Raw genomic sequence first — 21,514 nt, 5'->3', positions numbered from 1 at the left:
TTTTTTGCATTATCATTATCATATATAGAATATATTTGTATATAAAAATTAAAAATTAAAGAAGTATGAGCATTATTATTAAAATTCACGCAAGACAAATTTTCGATTCTCGAGGAAATCCAACTATTGAAGTTGATGTTATCACTGATAGTGGTGTTCTAGGTAGAGCTGCAGTTCCATCTGGTGCTTCAACTGGAGAGCACGAAGCTGTTGAGTTACGTGATGGTGGAAAATCTTATTTAGGAAAAGGAGTTTTAAATGCAGTGAAAAATGTTAATACACTTATTGCTGAAGAACTAGTTGGTACCTCTGTATTTGAACAAAATGTAATTGATCAAATGATGATTGATTTAGATGGTACTCCAAATAAATCAAAATTAGGTGCGAATGCAATCCTAGGAGTTTCTCTAGCAGTGGCAAAAGCTGCAGCTAATGAACTAGGAATGCCATTATATAGATATGTTGGAGGAGTATCGGCGAATACTTTGCCAGTACCTATGATGAACATTATAAATGGAGGTTCTCACTCTGATGCACCAATCGCTTTTCAAGAATTTATGATTTTCCCTGTAAAGGCGACTTCTTTTTCTCATGCTATGCAAATGGGAACAGAGATCTTTCATAGTTTGAAAAAAGTTTTACACGATAGAGGATTAAGTACTGCAGTTGGTGATGAAGGTGGTTTTGCGCCTACTTTAGCTGGTGGTACTGAAGATGCTTTAGATACAATTAAATTAGCTGTAGAGAATGCTGGATATACATTTGGAGACGAAATTATGATTGCATTAGACTGTGCTGCGGCAGAGTTTTATGTGAATGGTAAATATGACTACTCTAAATTTGAAGGTGAAACTGGTAAGGTTAGATCTTCTGCTGAACAAGTAGATTATTTAGCTGAATTGGTTGCCAAATACCCTATTATCTCAATTGAAGATGGTATGGATGAAAATGACTGGGATGGTTGGAAATTGCTTACTGACAAGATTGGAGATAAAGTACAACTAGTAGGTGATGATTTATTTGTTACTAATGTTGAACGTTTGTCTACTGGAATTGAAAAAGGAATTGCAAACTCTATTTTAGTTAAGGTAAACCAAATCGGAACTTTGACAGAGACTATTGCAGCTGTAAATATGGCTAAAAATGCTGGGTATACTTCGGTAATGTCGCATCGTTCTGGTGAGACAGAAGACAATACTATTGCTGATTTGGCAGTAGCATTAAACTGTGGTCAAATTAAAACAGGATCTGCTTCACGTTCAGATCGTATGGCTAAATATAATCAATTGCTTAGAATTGAGGAAGAGTTAGGTGATGTAGCCTACTTTCCTGGATTGAAAGCCTTCAAACAAAAATAATTTTGTTTCAAAATAAATTTAAAGCCATTTACTTTTAGTAAATGGCTTTTTTTATGAGTTTTAACAATTTCATTGTATTATTCATTTTTTAATTAATTTGAAATTCATTAGCTTTGAGCATTATTAAATATAAGATTTATTTCCAAAGTATTATGTCAAAAACAGCTATATTAGAAATCGATGGTAAAAAGTATGAGTTTCCTATCATAATGGGAAGCGAAAACGAAGAAGCTATTGATATTAAGAAATTACGAGATTTAACGGGTTTGGTTACTCTTGATCCAGGGTATAAAAATTCAGGTTCTTGTACAAGTAAAATTACGTTCTTGGATGGGGAACTGGGTATTTTACGTTACAGAGGGTATGCAATCGAAGAATTAGCAGAAAAAGCTAATTTTCTAGAGGTTTCTTATCTTTTAATTTTTGGCGAAAAACCAAATGCTGAAGTATTAGCGAAATTTGAAAATGATATTCGCAAATATACTTTGGTGAATGAGGAGATGAAAAGTATTTTGGATGGTTTTCCAAAAACTGCTCACCCGATGGGTATTTTGGCTGCCATGACTAGCGCATTAACCTCTTTCAATCCTAAATCAGTAGATGTAGAGAATGAAAATGATATGTACTGTGCAGTTTGTAAAACAATGGGTAAATTTTTAGTAATCGCTACTTGGACTTTTAGAAAAAGTATGGGTTACCCAATGAACTACTATGATAATACAAAGGGTTACGTAGAAAACTTCATGAGATTGATGTTTGAAATACCTACTGAACCATATAAAGTGAGTCAAACAGTAATTGATGCATTAGACAAATTATTTATACTTCACGCTGATCACGAACAAAACTGTTCTACTTCTACAGTAAGAATGGTTGGTTCATCGCATGCAGGCTTATTTGCATCTATTTCTGCGGGTGTTTCTGCGCTTTGGGGACCATTACATGGTGGAGCAAATCAAGCTGTGTTAGAAATGCTAGAAGAGATTCATAACAACGGAGGAGATACTGAGAAATATTTAGCGAAAGCAAAAGATAAAGAAGATCCATTTAGATTAATGGGCTTTGGGCACAGAGTTTATAAAAACTTTGATCCACGTGCTAAAATCATCAAAAAAGCTGCGAATGAAGTTTTAGAAACTTTAGGAGTGGAAGATCCGATTTTAGATATTGCTAGAAAATTAGAAGCTGCTGCCCTTGAAGATGAATACTTCAAATCTAGAAATTTATATCCTAATGTAGATTTCTATTCTGGAATCATCTACAGAGCTTTAGGTATACCTACAGATATGTTCACAGTTATGTTCGCTATTGGTAGATTACCAGGTTGGATTGCTCAATGGAAAGAAATGCGTGAAAATAAAGAACCAATAGGACGACCTAGACAAATATATACAGGTTCTACTCATAGAGAATTCGAATAATAAGCATTTGCTTAAATTATAAAAGCTTCACTGATAGGTGAGGCTTTTTTTTTACCTTTGTTTTAAAGTAGCTGTAATAAATGATAGAATTAAATATTAATAACGAAACTGATAAGTTAAAGGCCGTAGTTTTGGGTTTAGCAAATAGTAATGGTCCTGTGCCAAAAGTAGAAGAAACATATGATCCAAAATCTATGGAACATATTCTGGCTGGAACATATCCATTAGAGGAGGACATGGTTAATGAAATGACTTGTTTCGAAACAGTTCTTTTGAAGTATGATGTGACAGTTTACCGCCCTAAGCTTATTCAAAATTATAATCAGATCTTTACTCGAGATATAGGTTTTGTGATAGGTGATGTTTTTGTAAAATCTAATATTTTACCAGAGAGAGAACAAGAGTTGGATGCGATTCAATTTATAATAGACTCAATAAATCCTTCAAAGGTTGTTAAGCCACCGTTGGAGGTGCATATTGAAGGAGGAGACGTTATGTTATGGGGTAATCACGTTTTTGTTGGAACATACAAGGGAAGTGATTATAAAGACTATATCACGGCACGTACAAATAAGGAAGGCGTAGCGTATATAAAGGCTATGTTTCCTGATAAAATAGTTAAAGAGTTTGATTTAATTAAATCAAAATTAGAGGCACGAGATAATGCATTGCATTTAGATTGTTGCTTTCAACCCGTAGGGAAGGATAAAGGTATTATTTATAAAAGGGGCTTTCGTGAAGAGGCCGATTATTTATATTTAGTTGATCTTTTTGGAAAAGATAACTTATTCCATGTAAAGCGAAACGAAATGTACAATATGAACTCTAATGTTTTTTCAATAGATACAAACGTTGTAGTCTCTGAACAAAAATTCACTAGGCTGAATAATTGGTTGCGAAGTAAAGGATTTATTGTCGAGGAAATTCCATATGCTGAGATTGCTAAGCAAGAAGGCCTATTACGTTGTTCTACATTACCATTAATCAGAGAATAAAAGTAAAAAAATGAAACAAATTACAAATAATATATTGATGATTCGTCCAGTTTCATTCAGAATGAATGAACAAACGATGGTTAATAATTTCTACCAAACTGGAGATGCAAATTTGCTGCCAAGTACTGTAAATGCAAAAGCGCAGCAAGAATTTGACCTTTTTGTTAATAAGCTTACTGACTTGGGTGTTAATGTCATCGTAGTAGAGGATAGTGTTACTCCAAATACACCGGATAGTATTTTTCCAAATAATTGGGTTTCTTTCCATGATAATGGTGATGTAGGTTTCTATCCTATGTTTGCTGAGAATCGACGTTTAGAGCGACGTGAAGATATTCTAGACTTGCTAGAAGATAAAGGATTCCAAATTGACAATATCATTGATTATTCTTCGGCAGAAGAAGATGGATTTTATTTGGAGGGGACAGGAAGTATTGTGCTCGATAGGGTAAATGAGAAAGCATATTGTGCCTTGTCACCAAGAGCTGATGAAGAATTGTTTATCGAGTTCTGTGAAGACTTTGACTATGCACCAGTTATTTTTGAAGCTTATCAAACTGTCGATGGTGATAGAAAACTGATTTACCATACAAATGTAATGATGTGTATTGGAGACACTTTTGCAGTAATTTGTGCAGATGCAATTGATGATAAACAAGAACGGAAGATGGTTCTTGAAAACCTTAAAAAGGATAATAAAGAAATTATTTTAATTAGTGAAAAACAATTAAATAGTTTCGCGGGTAATATGTTGCAAGTATCGGGGGATAACGATTCCAGTTATTTGGTGATGAGTACTAGTGCCTATGAATCTCTAACTGTGCAGCAACTAGAAAAATTAGAAAAACATACATCAATTATACATGCTGATTTAACTACAATTGAAACGCACGGCGGAGGCAGTGCACGTTGCATGATGGCTGAAGTTTTTTTGGAAAAGAAATAATTTGTGAGAGTATTATTGAAAGATTGACAATTTGAATTTAACGGTGTTAAAAAGTGTTACTTTTGCACCAAAACAATTTTTGTATTATAAAATAATGAGAAATAAAAAAACATTAATTCTAGGTGCATCTACAAAATTAGATAGAGCCTCGAATAAAGCGATAACCAATTTGGTAAGTAAAGGTCATTCTGTGCTTGCAATAGGACAAAATGGAGGGGAAGTGTCGGGAATAAAAATTTATACAAAGGCTATTCCGCTGAAAAACATTGATACTATAAGCTTGTATTTAAATCCAGCCCGCCAACGTGATTATTATAATTATATAGTTGAAGCAAGCCCAAAGCGAGTTATTTTTAATCCAGGTACAGAGAACCCTGAATTATATCAATTATTGGAATTAAATAATATTAAGTCTGAAGTAGCTTGCACATTAGTACTATTGGCTACCAACCAATATTAAAAACTATTTTCAGTTTAAAAATTCTTAGAGTTTAAAAGCATCTTTTTTTTATGGAATTTTCTTCTAAGTTAATAGAAAAAGCAGTTAATGAAATCTCGCAATTACCAGGTATAGGTAAGCGTTCTGCACTGCGTTTGGTGTTACACTTGTTAAAACAACCCAAAGAGCAAACGGAGTTTTTGTCGCAGGCGTTACTGAATATGAGAGCTGATATTAAATACTGTAACAATTGTCATAATATATCTGACAGTGAAATTTGCGAAATTTGCTCCAACCTAAAAAGAAATCATCAACTTATTTGTATTGTTGAAGATATTCGTGATGTTATGGCTATTGAGGGGACAGGACAATTTAAAGGAATATATCATGTTTTGGGAGGTAAAATTTCTCCAATAGAAGGTGTTGGTCCCAGTCAATTAAAAATTGGTTCTTTGGTAGATAAAGTAAGGTCAGGTAAAGTTCTAGAAATTATTTTTGCGCTAAGCTCTACAATGGAGGGTGATACTACCAATTTTTATATTTACAAACAAATTGCAGATACCCCTATTGTTATGTCTACTATTGCGAGAGGAATTGCAGTAGGTGATGAACTAGAATATGCTGATGAAGTAACGCTTGGAAGAAGTATTTTACATAGAATTCCATTCGAAAAATCTTTGAAAAATAATTAAAGGGCTTAAAAAACTGTCAAACTTTTAATATAGTAAATGAAAAGCTATATTTGTTCTCAAAAATAAAGAAATGAATAAGTCTGTTTTCTTTTTATTAATTACTGTAGTACTCTTTTTTGGTTCATGTATTTCAACACGAGATTTGAACTATTTGCAATACAAAAAAGGTACAAGTTCAGAATCTGCTATTTCATTGGTTGCTTCAAAACCTTACAGAGTTCAGATCGCAGATGTTTTAAGTTTGAGTATAAAAGCCATTGACCCAAAATTAGTTTCTATTTTTAGTACCGTTGAAGGAGAGGTTGGGAAGTCACCATCTGCTCTATATTTTGATGGATTTACTGTTGATGATCATGGTAATATTCGAATTCCAGTTTTAGGAGAAATGAATGTTATTGGATACACTACTGAAGAAATACGATTGCGTATCGAAAAACAATTATTATCTGAATATTTTAATAAGGAAGCCAATCTGTTTGTAACGGTTAAGCTTGCTGGGTTTAAATATACTATTACAGGAGAAATCGGTAGCACGGGTACTAAGACGGTTTTTCAAGATCGATTGACTATTATGGAAGCTGTTGCCAATTCTGGAGATATCACTATAACTGGTAATAGAAAAGCAGTTACAATCATGAGACAATCTCCAACAGGGGTGGAAATGCATGACTTAGATTTAACAGATATTAATGTAATGAAATCTCCCTATTATTATTTGCAACCAAACGATTTTATTTTTGTGAAACCGTTGAAACAAAAAACTTGGGGTACAGGTAAAACAGGTTTAGAATCTATAACTACCTTTGTATCTTTATTGTCTTTGGCTAGTACGATGTTTTTACTTTTAACTAATTAAAATTCTGATCGATAAATGCTAGATATAAAAGATTTTTCAATTTTTGAAAACCAAGTAAGTTTTGACTTTAAAGGCTTTTTAATAAAAATAGCGAGCTATTGGAAGTGGTTTTTGATTAGTTTGATCATTGCATTTACTATAGCTTATCAGGTGAATATTCGTAAACAGAAAATTTACGGAATGGAAACTCTCATTTCCATTAAAGAGGAGAGTAATCCTCTCTTTACTTCGACAACCAGTCTAGTTTTCAATTGGGGAGGAATCTCTGACCAAGTAAATACGATCTCTACCATTTTTCAATCAAGATCACATAATGAATTAGTTGTAGATAAACTTCAGTTTTATATAGATTATTTGATTCAAGGAAAATATAATTTTGAAGATGCTTACGGGGCAGTTCCGTTTTATGTAGATATCGACAAGACTAAAGGTCAAATTGCAAATACGTTAATTGGTATTAAGTTTATTAGCGATAGCGAATATGAGATTCGTATTCCTATGAATGCTCCTAGTGTGAGTATGATTACCTATTCAAATTTTGCATACAGCAATACAGCAGTTGTAGTTGGTGATTTTGTAAAGCGCTATAAAGTAGGTTCTTTGGTATCTCTACCGTTCTTAAACTGGAAATTACAAATAAATGATAATCCAGGTTTTTATAAAGGGAATGAGTACTTTGTAAAATTCAATGATTTTGATGGCACTGTTTCCCGTTATAAGGGTGTAGGCGTAAATTCTGCAGATAAAGGTGGTTCGATCATAACGCTAAGTATGCAAGGTACAAATAAGGCAAGAATGGTTGAATATCTAAATTCAACTGTAAAAATGCTTATCTCAAGGCAATTAGATGAAAAAAATAGGTTTGCAACAAATACAATAAGCTTTATTGATAGCACCCTTGTTGCTATGGAATCGCAGTTAAAAGAGACTGGGAATGAACTAAAGTCTTTTCGAAAAAATAAAAATATTTATGATATCGAAGAAGGTGGTGGCAAATTCTCTGAAAAAATGTTAGAATACGACATCGAAAAAGATGTAATTGTTCGAAAAGTAGCCTATTACAATTCATTACGGAATTATTTAAAAAATAGCGTTGATTATTCGAAACTTCCGGCTCCGTCTGTAGCGGGAATAGAAGACCCAAATATTGTTGCGAATATCTCTAAATTAATATCTCTTTCGACCCAGCGCTCTGCTATGGCTTATGCTGTAAAAAGCGAAAAAATATTCCAAGATTTTGACAATCAGATGGAAGCTATCAAGAATGTATTATTTGTAAATATTAGTACGGCCAAAGCTGCTTTGGAATATGATTTAATAGCTATAAGTAATAAAATTGGTCAAACTGAAAGTACCATAAAATCGTTGCCAGATGACGAACAAGAATTGATTAAGATTAAAAGAAAATATGATTTAAGTGATAATATATACAGCACTTTTTTGCAAAAAAGAAGCGAAGCTGATATTGTTAAGGCAGCAAATTTATCAGATATTCACTTTATTGATCCTGCAAAAGATATAGGTGGTGGTTTAATTGGACCTAAGACATCTGTAAATTATGTTTTAGCACTATTTCTAGGTTTTTTAATTCCGTTGGTTGTAGTTTTTATTATCTTCTTTATTAATAATTCTATTCAAAATACAGAGGATATTACCAGTAGAACAAAAATTCCATTGATTGGAGTTGTAGGTTTAAATACAGATAGTACAGAACTAGCAGTGTTTGATAGACCCAAGTCAGCTTTGTCTGAATCTTTCAGGGCAATTCGCTCTTCTTTACAATTTTTATACAAGCAACAAAATGTAAATGGTGCAAAGACAGTAATGGTTACATCATCTGTAAGTGGTGAAGGTAAAACTTTTTGCTCGCTTAATATAGCTACGGTTTTTGCTTTAAGTGAAAAAAAGACAGTAATCGTTGGGCTTGATTTACGAAAGCCTAAGTTGTCAAACGAATTTGGACTTTCAAATGACGTAGGAGTTGTCAATTATTTAATTAATCAGAAAAAAGTAGAAGATATTATCAATAAGACCCATATTCCATATTTGGATGTTATCTTATCTGGACCGATACCCCCCAATCCTTCAGAATTAATTTTATCTGAAAAAATGAATGAATTAATTGACGAGTTAAAGCAACAGTATGATTATATTATTCTTGATACACCACCTGTTGGCCTAGTTTCTGATGCTCTAGAATTAACTCAATATGTAGATGTAACTTTGTATATTGTAAGGCAGAATTTCTCAAAAAAAGAAATGATTACCTTGCTCAATAACAGATTAAATAGAAAAGAACTAAGTAATGTAAGCATTGTTTTTAATGGTTATGAAAACAAAGCAAAATATGGTAATGCATACGGTTACGGGTACGGATATGGTGCATATTCAAATGGTTATCATGAAGATCAAGAACAAAAAAATATACTTCAGAGGGCAGCAAGCAAATTTCGAGTTTTAAAAAAGAAAAATTAATATGGACATGGAAACGATAGTTAAGCAAACTTTATTGATTACAGGTGGAGCTGGATTTATTGGGTCTAATTTGTGCGAACATTTTTTATCGAAAGGATATGATGTTGTTTGCTTGGATAATTTTGCTACTGGACATATGCATAATCTTGATAAATGTTTGCATAATGAAAATTTCAAATTAATTGAAGGTGATATAAGAAACTTTGATGATTGTGTTAAAGCGGTACGAGGCGTTAATTATGTGCTGCATCAAGCAGCCTTAGGTTCTGTACCTCGATCGCTGGAAGATCCTATCACTACCAACGATGTTAATGTAAGTGGTTTTTTAAATATGCTGACAGCTGCCCGAGATGAAAAAGTAAAACGATTTGTCTATGCGGCAAGTTCATCTACCTATGGCGATTCAGAAGGATTGCCGAAAGTGGAAGATGTTATAGGTAAACCATTGTCACCTTATGCAATAACAAAGTATGTTAATGAACTGTACGCAGAAATTTTTTCAAAAACGTATGGCTTGGAAACAATAGGATTAAGATATTTCAATGTATTTGGTAGAAAACAAGATACTAATAGTGCATATGCTGCTGTTATACCTAAATTTGTGCAACAATTAATGAGGTTGGAAAGTCCATTGATAAATGGGGATGGCACCTATTCAAGAGATTTTACATACATTGATAATGTGATTCAAATGAATGAGCTGGCCATTTCTACTGTAAATGCATCGGCAGTAAATACAGTGTATAATACAGCTTGTGGCGACAGAAATACGTTAAATGAATTAATGCAGTATTTAAAAGCTTATTTGTCTAAGTATGATTCTAAGATTAATGATGTCGAAATTTTGTATGGTGTAAACAGGAAAGGAGATATTCCCCATTCATTGGCTAGTATTGATAAAGCTAAGACTCTCTTAGGGTATGATCCTAAATTTTCGTTAGAGGAAGGATTGAAAGAAGCCGTTGACTGGTATTGGAATAATCTAAAAGAGAAGAAATAAGTATATTTGAATATTGAAAATAATGAAAAGTAGTGGAGCATACAGTAGTAAATCCAGTATTACTTAATGGTAGTTAAAACTGTAACTTTCAATAAAGCATTGTTTAATATTTTTAAATTATAATAAAACGAAAATAGTTTTGATAACAAAACAAGAATTAAATTGGTTCGTAGTATATACCAAACCAAAATGGGAAAAAAAAGTTGCAGAGCAATTAGAAAAAATAGGAGTTGAATGTTATTGTCCACTCATCATTAAAGAAAAACAGTGGTCTGATAGAAAGAAAAAAGTAGAAGTGCCCTTATTTAATTCGTATGTTTTTGTGCAATTGACTGAAGCGAGCCGTAATTTAGTTTTTCAGTCACCAGGGGTAGTTCGGTATTTATTTTGGCTTGGAAAGCCAGCGATTGTTCGCGATAATGAGATAAATACTATCAAGCAATGGTTAGATAAGCCGAGTTCTAGTGATATTGTAATTTCCAATTATAATGTAGGCGATAAAATTAAAGTAGAATCTGGACCTTTTTTAAATCAAGATGCTGTTATCAAAGAAGTAAATAAGAATCACTTTGTTTTAGTACTTGAATCATTGGGGTGTGTACTGAGAATGGATATATAGCTAATTTATAAATACTCAAATTAAAAAATTTAAGTAAATGAAAAAAATATTAATTACAGGAGGTGCTGGTTTTATTGGTTCCCATGTAGTACGTTTGTTTGTAACAAAATATAGTGATTATCAAATTTTTAATTTAGATGCACTAACATATGCGGGAAATTTAGAAAATATTATTGATATTGAAAAATCTCCAAATTATACTTTTGTTAAAGGGGATATTGCTGACGAAAAGTTTATCAAAGATTTATTTCAAGAGCATCAATTTGATGGGGTATTGCATTTGGCAGCAGAATCTCATGTAGATCGTTCTATTGAAGATCCTATGGCTTTTGTGAGAACCAATGTTATTGGAACCGTTAATCTACTAAATGCAGCTCGTGAATTGTGGAAAGGTAATTTTGAAAATAAAAGATTCTATCACATAAGTACAGATGAAGTATATGGTTCACTTGGGGCAGAAGGGCTATTCACAGAAACAACCGCATACGATCCTAACTCTCCTTATTCAGCATCTAAAGCAAGTTCAGATCATTTTGTACGTGCTTATGGAGAAACATATGGTTTGCCATATGTATTAACAAATTGTTCAAATAATTACGGTCCTAATCATTTTCCGGAGAAGTTGATTCCATTATTCATTAATAATATTATTCAAAAAAAGCCACTTCCTGTTTATGGAGATGGAAACTATACACGTGATTGGTTATTTGTAGTTGATCATGCACGTGCAATTGATTTGGTATTTCATGAAGGAACAAATCACGGAACATATAATATTGGCGGATTTAATGAATGGAAAAATATTGATTTAGTTCGTTTACTGTGTGGGATCATGGATGATAAATTAGGTCGTGAAGAAGGTGAATCTGCTGAGTTGATCACCTACGTAAAAGATAGACCAGGACATGATTTAAGATATGCTATTGATGCAAATAAAATTAATAGTGAATTGGGATGGTCGCCATCAGTGACTTTTGAGCAAGGTTTAGAGCAAACTGTAAATTGGTACTTGAACAATTCAGAGTGGTTAGCAAGTGTTACCTCTGGTGCCTATGCTTCTTATTATGAAAAGCAGTACCAATAGATTTTAAAAATAAATTTTCGAGTCAATAGTATATGAATAATCCGGATATAAAAATTGCAGTTATAGGACTAGGATATGTAGGCTTGCCTTTGGCACGTCTATTTGCTACAAAACATGCGGTTGTAGGATTTGATATTAATCAAAATCGAATCGATGAATTAAATTTAGGACAAGACAGTACACTCGAAATCGAAGCAACGGAATTGCAAGCGGTGCTATTAGATGAAAATCCGTGCTTAAATAATACCGATGCCATTAAAGGGTTGTATTGTACTAGTGATAGGGATCAAATTGTTGATTGTAATTATTACATTGTAACTGTTCCTACACCAGTTGATAAAAATAATAGACCAGATTTGACGCCTTTATACAAATCATCAGAAACTGTTGGAAAAGTATTGAAGAAGGGTGATATTGTAATTTATGAATCAACGGTATACCCAGGAGTTACAGAGGAAGAATGCGTTCCCGTACTAGAAGAAATTTCAGGGTTAAAATTTAATGTTGATTTTTATGCTGGTTATTCTCCAGAACGCATTAATCCGGGAGATAAAGAGCATACTGTAGATAAAATCTTAAAAGTTACATCGGGATCAACCGTCGAGGTTGGTCAGAAAGTCAACGAATTGTATTTATCTGTAATTACTGCGGGCACTTATTTGGCACCCTCTATAAAAGTAGCAGAAGCTGCAAAGGTTATAGAAAATTCACAAAGAGATATTAATATTGCCTTCGTTAATGAACTAGCGAAGATTTTCAATTTAATGGATATAGATACGCATGAAGTTTTAGCGGCAGCCGGTACTAAATGGAATTTCTTACCATTCAAGCCAGGATTGGTAGGAGGACATTGTATTGGAGTCGATCCTTATTATTTGGCTCAAAAAGCGCAGGAGATAGGTTATCATCCTGAAATTATTTTGGGAGGAAGACGTTTAAATGACAGTATGGGGGAATATGTTGCTTCACAGATTGTTAAGTTAATGATTAAGAGGGGTATAACTGTTAATGGCGCAACTTTATTAATGCTAGGAATTACTTTTAAAGAAAATTGCCCAGATGTACGAAATACTAAAATCGTGGATGTTGTAAACTCTTTAAAGGAATATGGTATTACTGTATCAATATTTGATCCATTAGCAAAACCAGATGCTGTGATGAAAGAATATCTGCTAGAAACTATAAATGAAGCTCCCAAAACTAAATTTGACGCAGTAGTTTTAGGTGTTGCTCATGAGGAATTCTTAAGTATGAATATAGCGAATTTTCAAAATGCAAAAAGTATCATCTACGATGTTAAAGGTGTATTGACAAGCGGCGTTGATGGTAGATTATAAAAACAAATAATTCTTTTAGATTAAAAACATTCTAAATATAATTAATATGGAAAATAAAAAGACAGTTACTCATGTTGTTTTGACAGGAGGTATAGGAAGTAGATTGTGGCCATTGTCTCGTAAGAGCATGCCAAAGCAATATTTATCTTTATTTGAAGGTAGATCATTATTTGAGTTAACTGTTGAACGAAACCGTTCGATTGCTGACAAAATTATGGTAGTTGGGAATATCGATAATTGTCACTTGAGTAAAAAGGTAATGGAGAAGTCTAATCTTCCTTACGTTAATATTGTTGAGTCAACTCCTAGAAATACAGCTGCAGCAATAGCATTCGCTGCCTTTGCATCTGAGCCAGAAGATATTTTAATCATAACTCCATCAGATCATATTATTGATTCAATGGATGCTTACAAGTCCGCTATGGATGAGGCCGTTGATAAGGCTACCAATGGGTTTATTGTTACCTTTGGTATTCAGCCAACAAAACCTGAAACAGGTTATGGATACATAGAAAGAAAAGGTGATAATGTAATTTCTTTTAGAGAAAAACCAAACGAGATAACTGCTATGAATTTTATTGCCAAAGGTAATTTTTTGTGGAATAGCGGTATGTTTTGTTTCAAAGCGAGTGTATTCTTAGAAGAATTGAAGGCATTTCAACCAGATGTTTATGAGAAATCTAAACTTGCGTGGGATAACAATGTAAATGGAGAATTAGACTTAGAATTATCCATGGATATTCCATCAATCAGTGTTGATTATGCAGTGATGGAGCGTAGCAAAAAGATAAAGGTTGTTTCCTCTGATTTTGTGTGGTCAGATTTAGGTTCTTTTGAATCAGTGTATGATTATTTAGTTTCTAAAGGACATCCTATTGATGAAAACGGAAATATGTCTATAGGGACATCAAATTATACTGCCTTTGTTGGGGTAAGAGATACAATATTTGTTTATACAGACAATGCTAATTTAATTTTGAAAAAGAAAGCTTCGCAGGATGTTAAGAAGATTTATAATAAATTGGAAAAAGAAGATTCTGATTTGTTAAATTAAATAAGGAGTTACTTTGATGATCGACATTTTGATTAGGTATATAAAGTTTATTGAATAATTTCAATAAACTTTTTTTATTAACGATTATTCCAATTGGTTGAAAACAGGTTGAGTTTTGATTCTGGATATTTCGATCATAGTTAATAATTACTCCAATAGAGAATTATGCTTGTTATTATAAGTTTAGTATTTGTATTACAATAATATCGCTTTCTGCATTAGTGCTGAGAAAATTAGATAAAGTTTTATATATAATATTTTTCTTTATTTATTTCTCTTGAGAAGTAAAACATAGGATTGTGTATAGTGTTTTGTTAAATTTTATTTTGAAACTTTTAGTAAGGCTATATTCCTTTTTTTGATTAAGTTTGCACAAATATTAAGACCTACTTTCCTGCTGACTTGGGATTGGGTTAGGCGAAGCCATGATGTTTAATGAATAAATGGCTTTGTAATGATAATTCTAATATCTACTATGAAAAAATTAATAACAGTTATATTGTTGACTTTTGCCTTTTTCCAACCATTAACAATTGTTGCACAAGATTTACTAAAAGGAAATGATTTAAGTAGCGTAAAGGTCGATAATCTCACTGATGCTGAAATCACCAAGTTACAGGGACAGCTGAAGAGTAATAATACTACGATCGATCAGGTGGAACAGATTGTGTTGGCAAAAGGTATGTCTTCATCAGAATATAGTAAATTAAAAAGCCGTTTGAATGGTTCGTCAAATTTTAATACCTCAAATAATTTACCAACATTACAAAAGTTAAATTCTAGTACAAACAGCGCAGCAAGAAAGCAAACAGCATTTGTAAATGTTAAGGTTAAAGATTCTTTAAATGCACTAGTATTTGGATCGGAACTTTTTGATAATCCAACATTAGATTTCAGTCCTGATTTGCAGCTTGCGACTCCTATGAATTATGTTTTAGGACCAGGAGATGAATTGCAAATAAGCGTTTACGGCGTTCAGTTATATAATGCAACAATAAGTGTAAATACTGAAGGTAAAATCTCAATTGATGCTGTTGGTCAATTGTACGTTTCAGGAATGACAATTGAGGCTGCTACTCAAAAAATAAAAAATGCTATTGCTAATGTTTATAGCACTGTAGCTTCGGGACAATCTCAAGTGAGTGTCAGTTTGGGTAAAATTAGAACGATACGAGTTACCATTATTGGCGGTAAGCAGCCAGGTAATTATTCAATATCTTCCTTAGCTTCTGTGTATAATGCATTACATTTAGCTGGTGGGCCAAATGTAAATGGATCTTATAGAAACATTGAATTAATTCGTAGTAATAAAACCGTAAGAATAATTGATATTTATAAATTTTTAGTTAATGGAGACCAATCGGATAATATTGGTCTCAAAGATAATGATGTAATTAGAATTCCATCGTATACCAACAGAGTTACACTTGAAGGCGAAGTAAAAAGGCCAGGGATTTTCGAAATTAAAGCAGGGGAAACATTTAAAGATTTACTGACGTTTGCCTCAGGATTTAATGATGTAGCCTATACGGGTTCTGTAAATGTTACTCAAAAGACAGGAACAGAATTTAAAGTAAAAGATATAAAGTCAACTGAGTTCAATACCAATAAGCCTTTATCTGGAGACGTTTACAGAGTATCAAAGATACTTAATCGTTTTGAAAATCGTATTGAGATTAAAGGTGCAGTTTTTAGGCCAAATGTCTACTCGTTCTACGAGGGAATGCGTATTTCTAATTTAATTGCAAAAGCGGATGGCTTAAAAGAAGATGCTTACGCAAAAAGAGCTAGAATTATAAGGTTGAAATCTGATTTAACGACTGAAATTGTTCAAGTAAATTTAGCTCAAGCATTAGATGGTAATGATACAGAAGATGTATTATTACAAAAGGAGGATATTATAACGGTATATTCTATTTTAGATTTTGTCGAAGAATTTAAAGTTACAATTGATGGTGAAGTAAAAAACCCAGGGGAATATGATTACTTTGAAAATCTAAGTCTTAATGATGTCTTATTACAAGCAGGTGGTTTGACAGGTTCTGCATCAAAAAGAGTAGAAGTTGCAAGAATGATAAAGGCGGAAGAAATAGATGATACCAATCCAAACAAAGCCGAATTATTTTCTTTAGTAATTTCGCCTGAAAATAATGAGCAATTAAAAAATTTCGTTCTAGCTCCTTATGATGTAATTAGCATCCGTAAAATGGGGGTTTATGAAAGACCAGAATCTGTTACGATAGGGGGTGCTGTTAGCTACCCTGGGAAATATGTTTTGGCTACAAAAAAAGAGAAAATTTATGACGTGATCATGAGAGCAGGTGGACTGACTTCTTTAGCAAACATTGATGGTGTAAAAATTAAAAGGCCTGTAAAGCAAGCTCAAGTTGATGATTTAAAGGCTGTTAATTTTAATATTACCAACAGAGATAATGATACCATAAATTCAAAAGTTGTAGACAAATTAGTAAATGATGTAAAGTTTCTGACCATTCCTATAGATTGGAAAAGCATTTTGAAAAAACAAGATGGTTTGGCGAATGTAACATTAGACGCGGGAGATGAAATTTTTATTGAAAAATTTTCCGAAGGTGTAAAAGTCTCAGGAAATGTGCTGTTAAATTCTGAAATACCGTATGTACAGGGGAAAAGTTTAAAATATTATTTAAATTCTGCTGGGGGAATAGATGCCAAAGGATGGAAGAGAAAAGCTTATATAATTTATCCTAATGGTCGTGCGGATGTAGCATCCCATTTTTTATTTTTTAATAGTTACCCAAAAGTAGCACCTGGTTCTCAGATTGTAGTGCCAGAGAAGGCAGTAGGAAAAAAAATGACAACAGCTGAAATTGTAAGTATAGGATCTGTTTTTGTAAGTATCGCAGGGATTATTACAACGTTTTTATTATTAAATAATTAGAGAAATGGAAGATCAAGTTAATAGTGATGAGATATCTTTGAAAGATTTACTGCTACAAGGAAAAGATTGGTATGATTTTTTAATTTCAAAATGGAAAGTTGTTATTTTGGTCAGTCTTATAGGTGGTACAGTAGGTCTGGGCTATGCTTTTATGCAAAAGCCTAATTATATTGCTTCATTATCTTTTGCTTTAGAAGAAGATGGTGGTGGTGGTGGTGGTGGTGTTTTAAGTTTAGCAAGCCAATTTGGTTTCGATCTTGGTACTAGTGGAGGTGGTGCGTTTAGCGGATCGAATTTGATTGAATTATTTCGTTCTAGAAAAATGATTGAAACAACTTTGCTTTCCCCTATAGAATATAAAAATAAGCAAATGTCGTTAGCCGATATGTATCTTGAGGTTAATGAAATTAATGAAGACTGGAGTGAAGTTCCCAAATTAAAAAATATTAATTTTTCTCCAGAAATCGATAGGAAACATTTTTCTAGAGTTCAGGATAGTATTTTGGGAAAAATTTACGGAAACATTGCCACTGGCAATCTAATTGTGGGTCAAAAAGATAAGAAAATTGATATAATATCTATTGACGTAAGTAGTAAAAACGAATTGTTTTCTAAATATTTCTGTGAAGCGTTAGCTCGTGAAGTTTCGGAATTTTATGTTCAAACAAAAAATAAAAAAGCTCGTGAGAATCTAGGAATTTTACAACATCAAACTGATTCTGTCCGTGCAGCTCTTAATAGTGCTATCACAGGTGTAGCGGTAGCTAATGACAATACCTTTAATTTAAACCCTGCATTAAACGTGCGCCGTACGCCTTCTGCTCGTAGACAGGTCGACGTACAAGCTAATACTGCGATTCTAACTGAAATTGTAAAGCAATTAGAGTTAGCTAAAGTAACTTTTAGAAAAGCAACACCATTGATTCAAGTAATTGATAAACCGATATTGCCTTTAGAAAAGAAGGGTTTTGGTAAGTTAAAAGGGATTGTGTTGTTTAGTTTTTTATCTGGTTTTTTATGTATTTGTTATTTAGTTGGACAGAGAATCTTAAAATCGATTTTACAATAAAATCACCATATTACTTTATTATTCTTTAAATAAAATTATTTAATGACCAAAAGAGTTTTAATAACAGGAGCGGCAGGATTTTTGGGTTCACATTTGTGTGACTATTTTATTGCAAAAGGCTACAGAGTGGTGGGTATGGATAATCTCATAACTGGTGATTTGAAAAATTTAGAACATTTATTTCCTTTAGAAAACTTTGAATTTTATAATCATGATGTTTCTAATTATGTGCATGTAGCAGGTAGTTTGGATTATATTTTGCATTTTGCTTCGCCAGCAAGTCCTATTGATTATTTAAAAATACCTATACAAACACTTAAAGTAGGTTCACTTGGAACACATAATTTATTAGGTCTAGCTAAAGAAAAAAAAGCAAGATTTTTAATAGCTTCAACTTCTGAAGTTTATGGAGATCCCACAGTTCATCCTCAAACTGAAGATTATTGGGGTAATGTTAATCCAGTAGGACCAAGAAGTGTTTACGATGAAGCAAAGCGTTTTCAAGAAGCAATTACGATGGCTTATCATACTTTTCATGGATTAGAAACTCGTATTGTTAGAATTTTTAATACATATGGACCAAGAATGCGTCTTAATGATGGTAGAGTATTACCTGCTTTTATTGGCCAAGCCTTACGAGGTGATGACTTAACCATTTTTGGCGATGGTTCGCAAACAAGGTCATTTTGTTATGTTTCTGATTTAGTAGAGGGTATTTATAGACTGCTATTGTCTGATTATGTAGAACCTGTGAATATTGGTAATCCCGACGAAATTACCATAAGTGATTTTGCGGACGAAATTGTTAAATTAACGGGTAGTAGTCAGAAAGTGATTTATCACCCATTACCTCAAGATGACCCTAAGCAAAGACAGCCGGATATTTCCAAGGCGAGACAATTATTAAATTGGGAACCAAGAATATCTCGTAAAGAGGGATTAAAAATTACGTACGAATATTTTAAGAAATTTACGGCGAAACAATTAGAAGAAACGAAACTTAATAAAGAATTTTAAGTGTTGCTGGTAAATAAAATTAAAAATCTTTTAAGTCAAGATTCTTCTAAAAATGCTATTTGGCTTTTCCTAGATAAAATTATTAGATTGGGTTTTGGATTAATTGTTGGCGTACTTGTAGCTCGATATTTAGGTCCAGGACAATTTGGAAAGTGGAATTATGCAATTGCTTTTGTTAGTTTAATTAGTGCTCTAGCAACTTTGGGACTAGATCAAATAGTTGTTAAACATCTGCTAGAAAATAGAAAGGAAGAAGAAGTTCTAGGTACAGCTTTTTATCTTAGGGTGTTTGGTTCTGCCCTAAGTACAATAATTGTCTGTTCTTACTTTTATTTTTATAAAAATGATGCAACTCTTTTTACAATTGCGCTTTTGACTGTTGGAAGTTTATTTTTTCAATCCTTTGATGTAATTGATTTAAAAAATCAGTCTGTTTTACATTCTAGAAAAACCGTAATCGTAAAAAACACAGTTTTTGTAATTGTTTCTATTATCAAATTATTTTTTGTTTACCTTAAATTTCCTTTGTTATCATTTGTAGTTATTGGTTTAATAGAATTTATATTTGGTGCAGTAGGTATGGTTTTGTATTATGGTCTTAGTAATTTTATTAAATGGAATTTTAATTATTCATATTGTAAAACACTGCTTTTTCAAGCTTGGCCACTCATATTGTCTGGTATTATCATTATGATGTATATGCGAATTGATCAAATTATGATAGGTGAATTCTTGGGAGAAAAAGCTGTTGGATTATATTCTGTATCGACACGCTTTACTGAATTATGGTATTTTATTCCAAGTATTTTTGCTACTTCGTTTTTTCCAAAATTAGTAGAAAAATATAATACAAATAAAAAATCATATTTTGAAGTTTGCCTTAAATTACTTAAACTGCTGTTTTTGATTAGTTTTGCAATTGCTATATTTTTTGCGTTTTTTTCCAACCTAATCATCAATTTTTTATATGGCTTTGCTTATATAACTTCTGTTTTCGCATTACAAATAAGTATTTGGACAGGTGTTTTTGTGTTTTGGGGAGTTGCCGCTGGTAACATGCTGGTGATAGAAAACTTAAACAAGCATAATTTAATAAAATCTATTCAAGGCTTATTGATTAATATAACTTTGAATTATATTTTAATACCAAAATATGGAATTAATGGTGCGGCAATTGCAACTTTAATTTCACAATTTTATGCTTCTTATATTTATTATTTCTTCTTTAAGAGTACTAGACATATATTTATGTTGCAAACCAAATCAATTTTATTTTATTAAATTATGTATCAAGTCACATCACCTATTTTATTTTTAATATTCAATAGACCAAAAGAAACGACTGTGTTGTTTAATGCCATTAAAGCTGTTAAACCAAAAAAATTATATGTTGCTGCGGATGGTCCTAGAAATAATGGTAAAGATGATGCTTCGTGTAAAGAAACCAGAGCAATTATCAATCAAGTCGATTGGGACTGCGAAGTTATAACTTTGTTTAGAGAACAAAATTTAGGGTGTGGTAAGGCGGTAAGTGGGGCTATAACATGGTTTTTTGAAAATGAGGAAGAAGGAATAATCTTAGAAGATGACTGTTTGCCTAGTGACGATTTTTTTAGATTTGTCGACGCAATGTTAATTAAATATAGGGTAGATGATCGTATAGGTCATATTTGTGGTTGTAATTTTCAAGACGGTATAAAAAGATCAAATGCGGATTACTACTATTCAAAATTAACACATGTATGGGGATGGGCTAGTTGGAGAAGAGTTTGGAGCGGTTATGATTTTAAGATGAATGGTCTTGAAGAAGTTATTGCTACTGATGTTTTGGCAGGTCTTACAAATAGTAAATTAAGCAAAAAGATGATCTATAATGCGTTTAGGAGGACAAAGGCTGGAGAAATTGATACTTGGGATTATCAATATTTTTTTTTAAATCAAGTTAATGCACGCTTATCTGTAATTCCTAACTTCAATATGATTAGCAATATCGGTTTTAATGCTGATGGTACGCATACATTTAATGCAAATAGCCCTATGGCCAATGTCAGTTTTAAAGAAATGCCAGAATTAATTGTTAGTCCATCATTTATTTCTCAGGATCGAATTGCTGATGAATATACGCTTACTAAAGAAACACCTAGCTCTTTTGAGTTTTATAAGGGCAGCCTTCGTCAAGGTCTTAGAACAATTTTAATTGGTTTGAAACTATACACACCTAGAAAATAATTT

The 21,514-nt window shown here is 32.5% G+C and carries 18 protein-coding genes; all 18 read left to right on the top strand.

The genetic code is table 11. The features are described from left to right. The first annotated feature begins 65 nt into the window (after positions 1–65). The 18 genes from eno (at position 66) to LXH21_RS15775 (ending at position 21,511) form a co-directional block, all read left to right on the top strand. Positions 66–1,358 (top strand): phosphopyruvate hydratase, encoded by a 1,293-nt coding sequence (gene eno, locus LXH21_RS15860; protein ID WP_239868183.1) that lies wholly within the window; start codon positions 66–68, stop codon positions 1,356–1,358. Between the two features lie 152 nt (positions 1,359–1,510). Beyond that, on the top strand, positions 1,511–2,779 hold the full coding sequence (locus tag LXH21_RS15855) for a citrate synthase (RefSeq protein WP_239868180.1): 1,269 nt from the start codon (positions 1,511–1,513) through the stop codon (positions 2,777–2,779). A gap of 80 nt (positions 2,780–2,859) precedes the next feature. Then, positions 2,860–3,774, top strand: coding sequence for a dimethylarginine dimethylaminohydrolase family protein (locus tag LXH21_RS15850; RefSeq protein WP_239868177.1), 915 nt, complete (start codon positions 2,860–2,862; stop codon positions 3,772–3,774). 10 nt (positions 3,775–3,784) lie between these two features. Beyond that, a complete protein-coding gene (gene ctlX, locus LXH21_RS15845; RefSeq protein WP_239868174.1) occupies positions 3,785–4,720 on the top strand; it encodes a citrulline utilization hydrolase CtlX in 936 nt (311 codons plus the stop codon). A gap of 94 nt (positions 4,721–4,814) precedes the next feature. After that, positions 4,815–5,180 carry a CoA-binding protein gene (locus LXH21_RS15840; protein ID WP_239868170.1) on the top strand — a complete coding sequence of 122 codons (366 nt, stop codon included), beginning with the start codon at positions 4,815–4,817 and terminating at the stop codon, positions 5,178–5,180. A 50-nt stretch (positions 5,181–5,230) separates the two neighbouring features. Continuing rightward, positions 5,231–5,851: a recombination mediator RecR gene (gene recR / locus LXH21_RS15835; RefSeq protein WP_239868168.1), complete on the top strand. Its 621-nt coding sequence runs from the start codon at positions 5,231–5,233 to the stop codon at positions 5,849–5,851. A 70-nt stretch (positions 5,852–5,921) separates the two neighbouring features. Next, entirely contained in the window at positions 5,922–6,707 is a 786-nt protein-coding gene (locus LXH21_RS15830) for a polysaccharide biosynthesis/export family protein (RefSeq protein WP_239868165.1), read from the top strand. A gap of 15 nt (positions 6,708–6,722) precedes the next feature. Continuing rightward, complete coding sequence (locus LXH21_RS15825; protein ID WP_239868162.1) at positions 6,723–9,182, top strand: polysaccharide biosynthesis tyrosine autokinase; 2,460 nt, start codon at positions 6,723–6,725, stop codon at positions 9,180–9,182. Between the two features lie 7 nt (positions 9,183–9,189). Beyond that, positions 9,190–10,182: an SDR family oxidoreductase gene (locus LXH21_RS15820; protein ID WP_239868159.1), complete on the top strand. Its 993-nt coding sequence runs from the start codon at positions 9,190–9,192 to the stop codon at positions 10,180–10,182. Between the two features lie 139 nt (positions 10,183–10,321). Continuing rightward, positions 10,322–10,801 (top strand): UpxY family transcription antiterminator, encoded by a 480-nt coding sequence (locus LXH21_RS15815; protein WP_239868156.1) that lies wholly within the window; start codon positions 10,322–10,324, stop codon positions 10,799–10,801. A 37-nt stretch (positions 10,802–10,838) separates the two neighbouring features. Further along, the gene (gene rfbB / locus LXH21_RS15810; protein ID WP_239868154.1) at positions 10,839–11,885 is read left to right on the top strand and encodes a dTDP-glucose 4,6-dehydratase; all 1,047 of its coding nucleotides are present in this window, start codon (positions 10,839–10,841) and stop codon (positions 11,883–11,885) included. 32 nt (positions 11,886–11,917) lie between these two features. Then, the gene (locus tag LXH21_RS15805) at positions 11,918–13,222 is read left to right on the top strand and encodes a nucleotide sugar dehydrogenase (RefSeq protein ID WP_239868152.1); all 1,305 of its coding nucleotides are present in this window, start codon (positions 11,918–11,920) and stop codon (positions 13,220–13,222) included. A gap of 46 nt (positions 13,223–13,268) precedes the next feature. After that, a complete protein-coding gene (locus LXH21_RS15800; protein ID WP_239868150.1) occupies positions 13,269–14,276 on the top strand; it encodes a mannose-1-phosphate guanylyltransferase in 1,008 nt (335 codons plus the stop codon). A gap of 475 nt (positions 14,277–14,751) precedes the next feature. Continuing rightward, positions 14,752–17,196 carry an SLBB domain-containing protein gene (locus LXH21_RS15795; RefSeq protein WP_239868148.1) on the top strand — a complete coding sequence of 815 codons (2,445 nt, stop codon included), beginning with the start codon at positions 14,752–14,754 and terminating at the stop codon, positions 17,194–17,196. A 4-nt stretch (positions 17,197–17,200) separates the two neighbouring features. Next, on the top strand, positions 17,201–18,265 hold the full coding sequence (locus tag LXH21_RS15790; protein ID WP_239868146.1) for a GumC domain-containing protein: 1,065 nt from the start codon (positions 17,201–17,203) through the stop codon (positions 18,263–18,265). A 42-nt stretch (positions 18,266–18,307) separates the two neighbouring features. Then, positions 18,308–19,282 carry a UDP-glucuronic acid decarboxylase family protein gene (locus tag LXH21_RS15785; RefSeq protein WP_239868144.1) on the top strand — a complete coding sequence of 325 codons (975 nt, stop codon included), beginning with the start codon at positions 18,308–18,310 and terminating at the stop codon, positions 19,280–19,282. Continuing rightward, entirely contained in the window at positions 19,283–20,563 is a 1,281-nt protein-coding gene (locus LXH21_RS15780; protein WP_239868142.1) for a flippase, read from the top strand. 3 nt (positions 20,564–20,566) lie between these two features. Beyond that, positions 20,567–21,511 carry a glycosyltransferase family protein gene (locus LXH21_RS15775; RefSeq protein WP_239868140.1) on the top strand — a complete coding sequence of 315 codons (945 nt, stop codon included), beginning with the start codon at positions 20,567–20,569 and terminating at the stop codon, positions 21,509–21,511. The last annotated feature ends 3 nt before the right edge of the window (positions 21,512–21,514 follow it).

The sequence above is a fragment of the Flavobacterium algicola genome, from assembly GCF_022399565.1.
In the GTDB taxonomy this organism is placed as follows: Bacteria; Bacteroidota; Bacteroidia; order Flavobacteriales; family Flavobacteriaceae; genus Flavobacterium; species Flavobacterium algicola.
Note: the sequence above shows the minus strand (reverse complement) of the source record. Positions and strands in the feature narration are given on the sequence as shown.

Coding starts and splice junctions, on each gene's coding strand:
- eno (WP_239868183.1), top strand. CDS start 66: ATGAGCATTATTATTAAAATTCACGCAAGACAAATTTTCGATTCTCGA.
- LXH21_RS15855 (WP_239868180.1), top strand. CDS start 1,511: ATGTCAAAAACAGCTATATTAGAAATCGATGGTAAAAAGTATGAGTTT.
- LXH21_RS15850 (WP_239868177.1), top strand. CDS start 2,860: ATGATAGAATTAAATATTAATAACGAAACTGATAAGTTAAAGGCCGTA.
- ctlX (WP_239868174.1), top strand. CDS start 3,785: ATGAAACAAATTACAAATAATATATTGATGATTCGTCCAGTTTCATTC.
- LXH21_RS15840 (WP_239868170.1), top strand. CDS start 4,815: ATGAGAAATAAAAAAACATTAATTCTAGGTGCATCTACAAAATTAGAT.
- recR (WP_239868168.1), top strand. CDS start 5,231: ATGGAATTTTCTTCTAAGTTAATAGAAAAAGCAGTTAATGAAATCTCG.
- LXH21_RS15830 (WP_239868165.1), top strand. CDS start 5,922: ATGAATAAGTCTGTTTTCTTTTTATTAATTACTGTAGTACTCTTTTTT.
- LXH21_RS15825 (WP_239868162.1), top strand. CDS start 6,723: ATGCTAGATATAAAAGATTTTTCAATTTTTGAAAACCAAGTAAGTTTT.
- LXH21_RS15820 (WP_239868159.1), top strand. CDS start 9,190: ATGGAAACGATAGTTAAGCAAACTTTATTGATTACAGGTGGAGCTGGA.
- rfbB (WP_239868154.1), top strand. CDS start 10,839: ATGAAAAAAATATTAATTACAGGAGGTGCTGGTTTTATTGGTTCCCAT.
- LXH21_RS15805 (WP_239868152.1), top strand. CDS start 11,918: ATGAATAATCCGGATATAAAAATTGCAGTTATAGGACTAGGATATGTA.
- LXH21_RS15800 (WP_239868150.1), top strand. CDS start 13,269: ATGGAAAATAAAAAGACAGTTACTCATGTTGTTTTGACAGGAGGTATA.
- LXH21_RS15795 (WP_239868148.1), top strand. CDS start 14,752: ATGAAAAAATTAATAACAGTTATATTGTTGACTTTTGCCTTTTTCCAA.
- LXH21_RS15790 (WP_239868146.1), top strand. CDS start 17,201: ATGGAAGATCAAGTTAATAGTGATGAGATATCTTTGAAAGATTTACTG.
- LXH21_RS15785 (WP_239868144.1), top strand. CDS start 18,308: ATGACCAAAAGAGTTTTAATAACAGGAGCGGCAGGATTTTTGGGTTCA.
- LXH21_RS15775 (WP_239868140.1), top strand. CDS start 20,567: ATGTATCAAGTCACATCACCTATTTTATTTTTAATATTCAATAGACCA.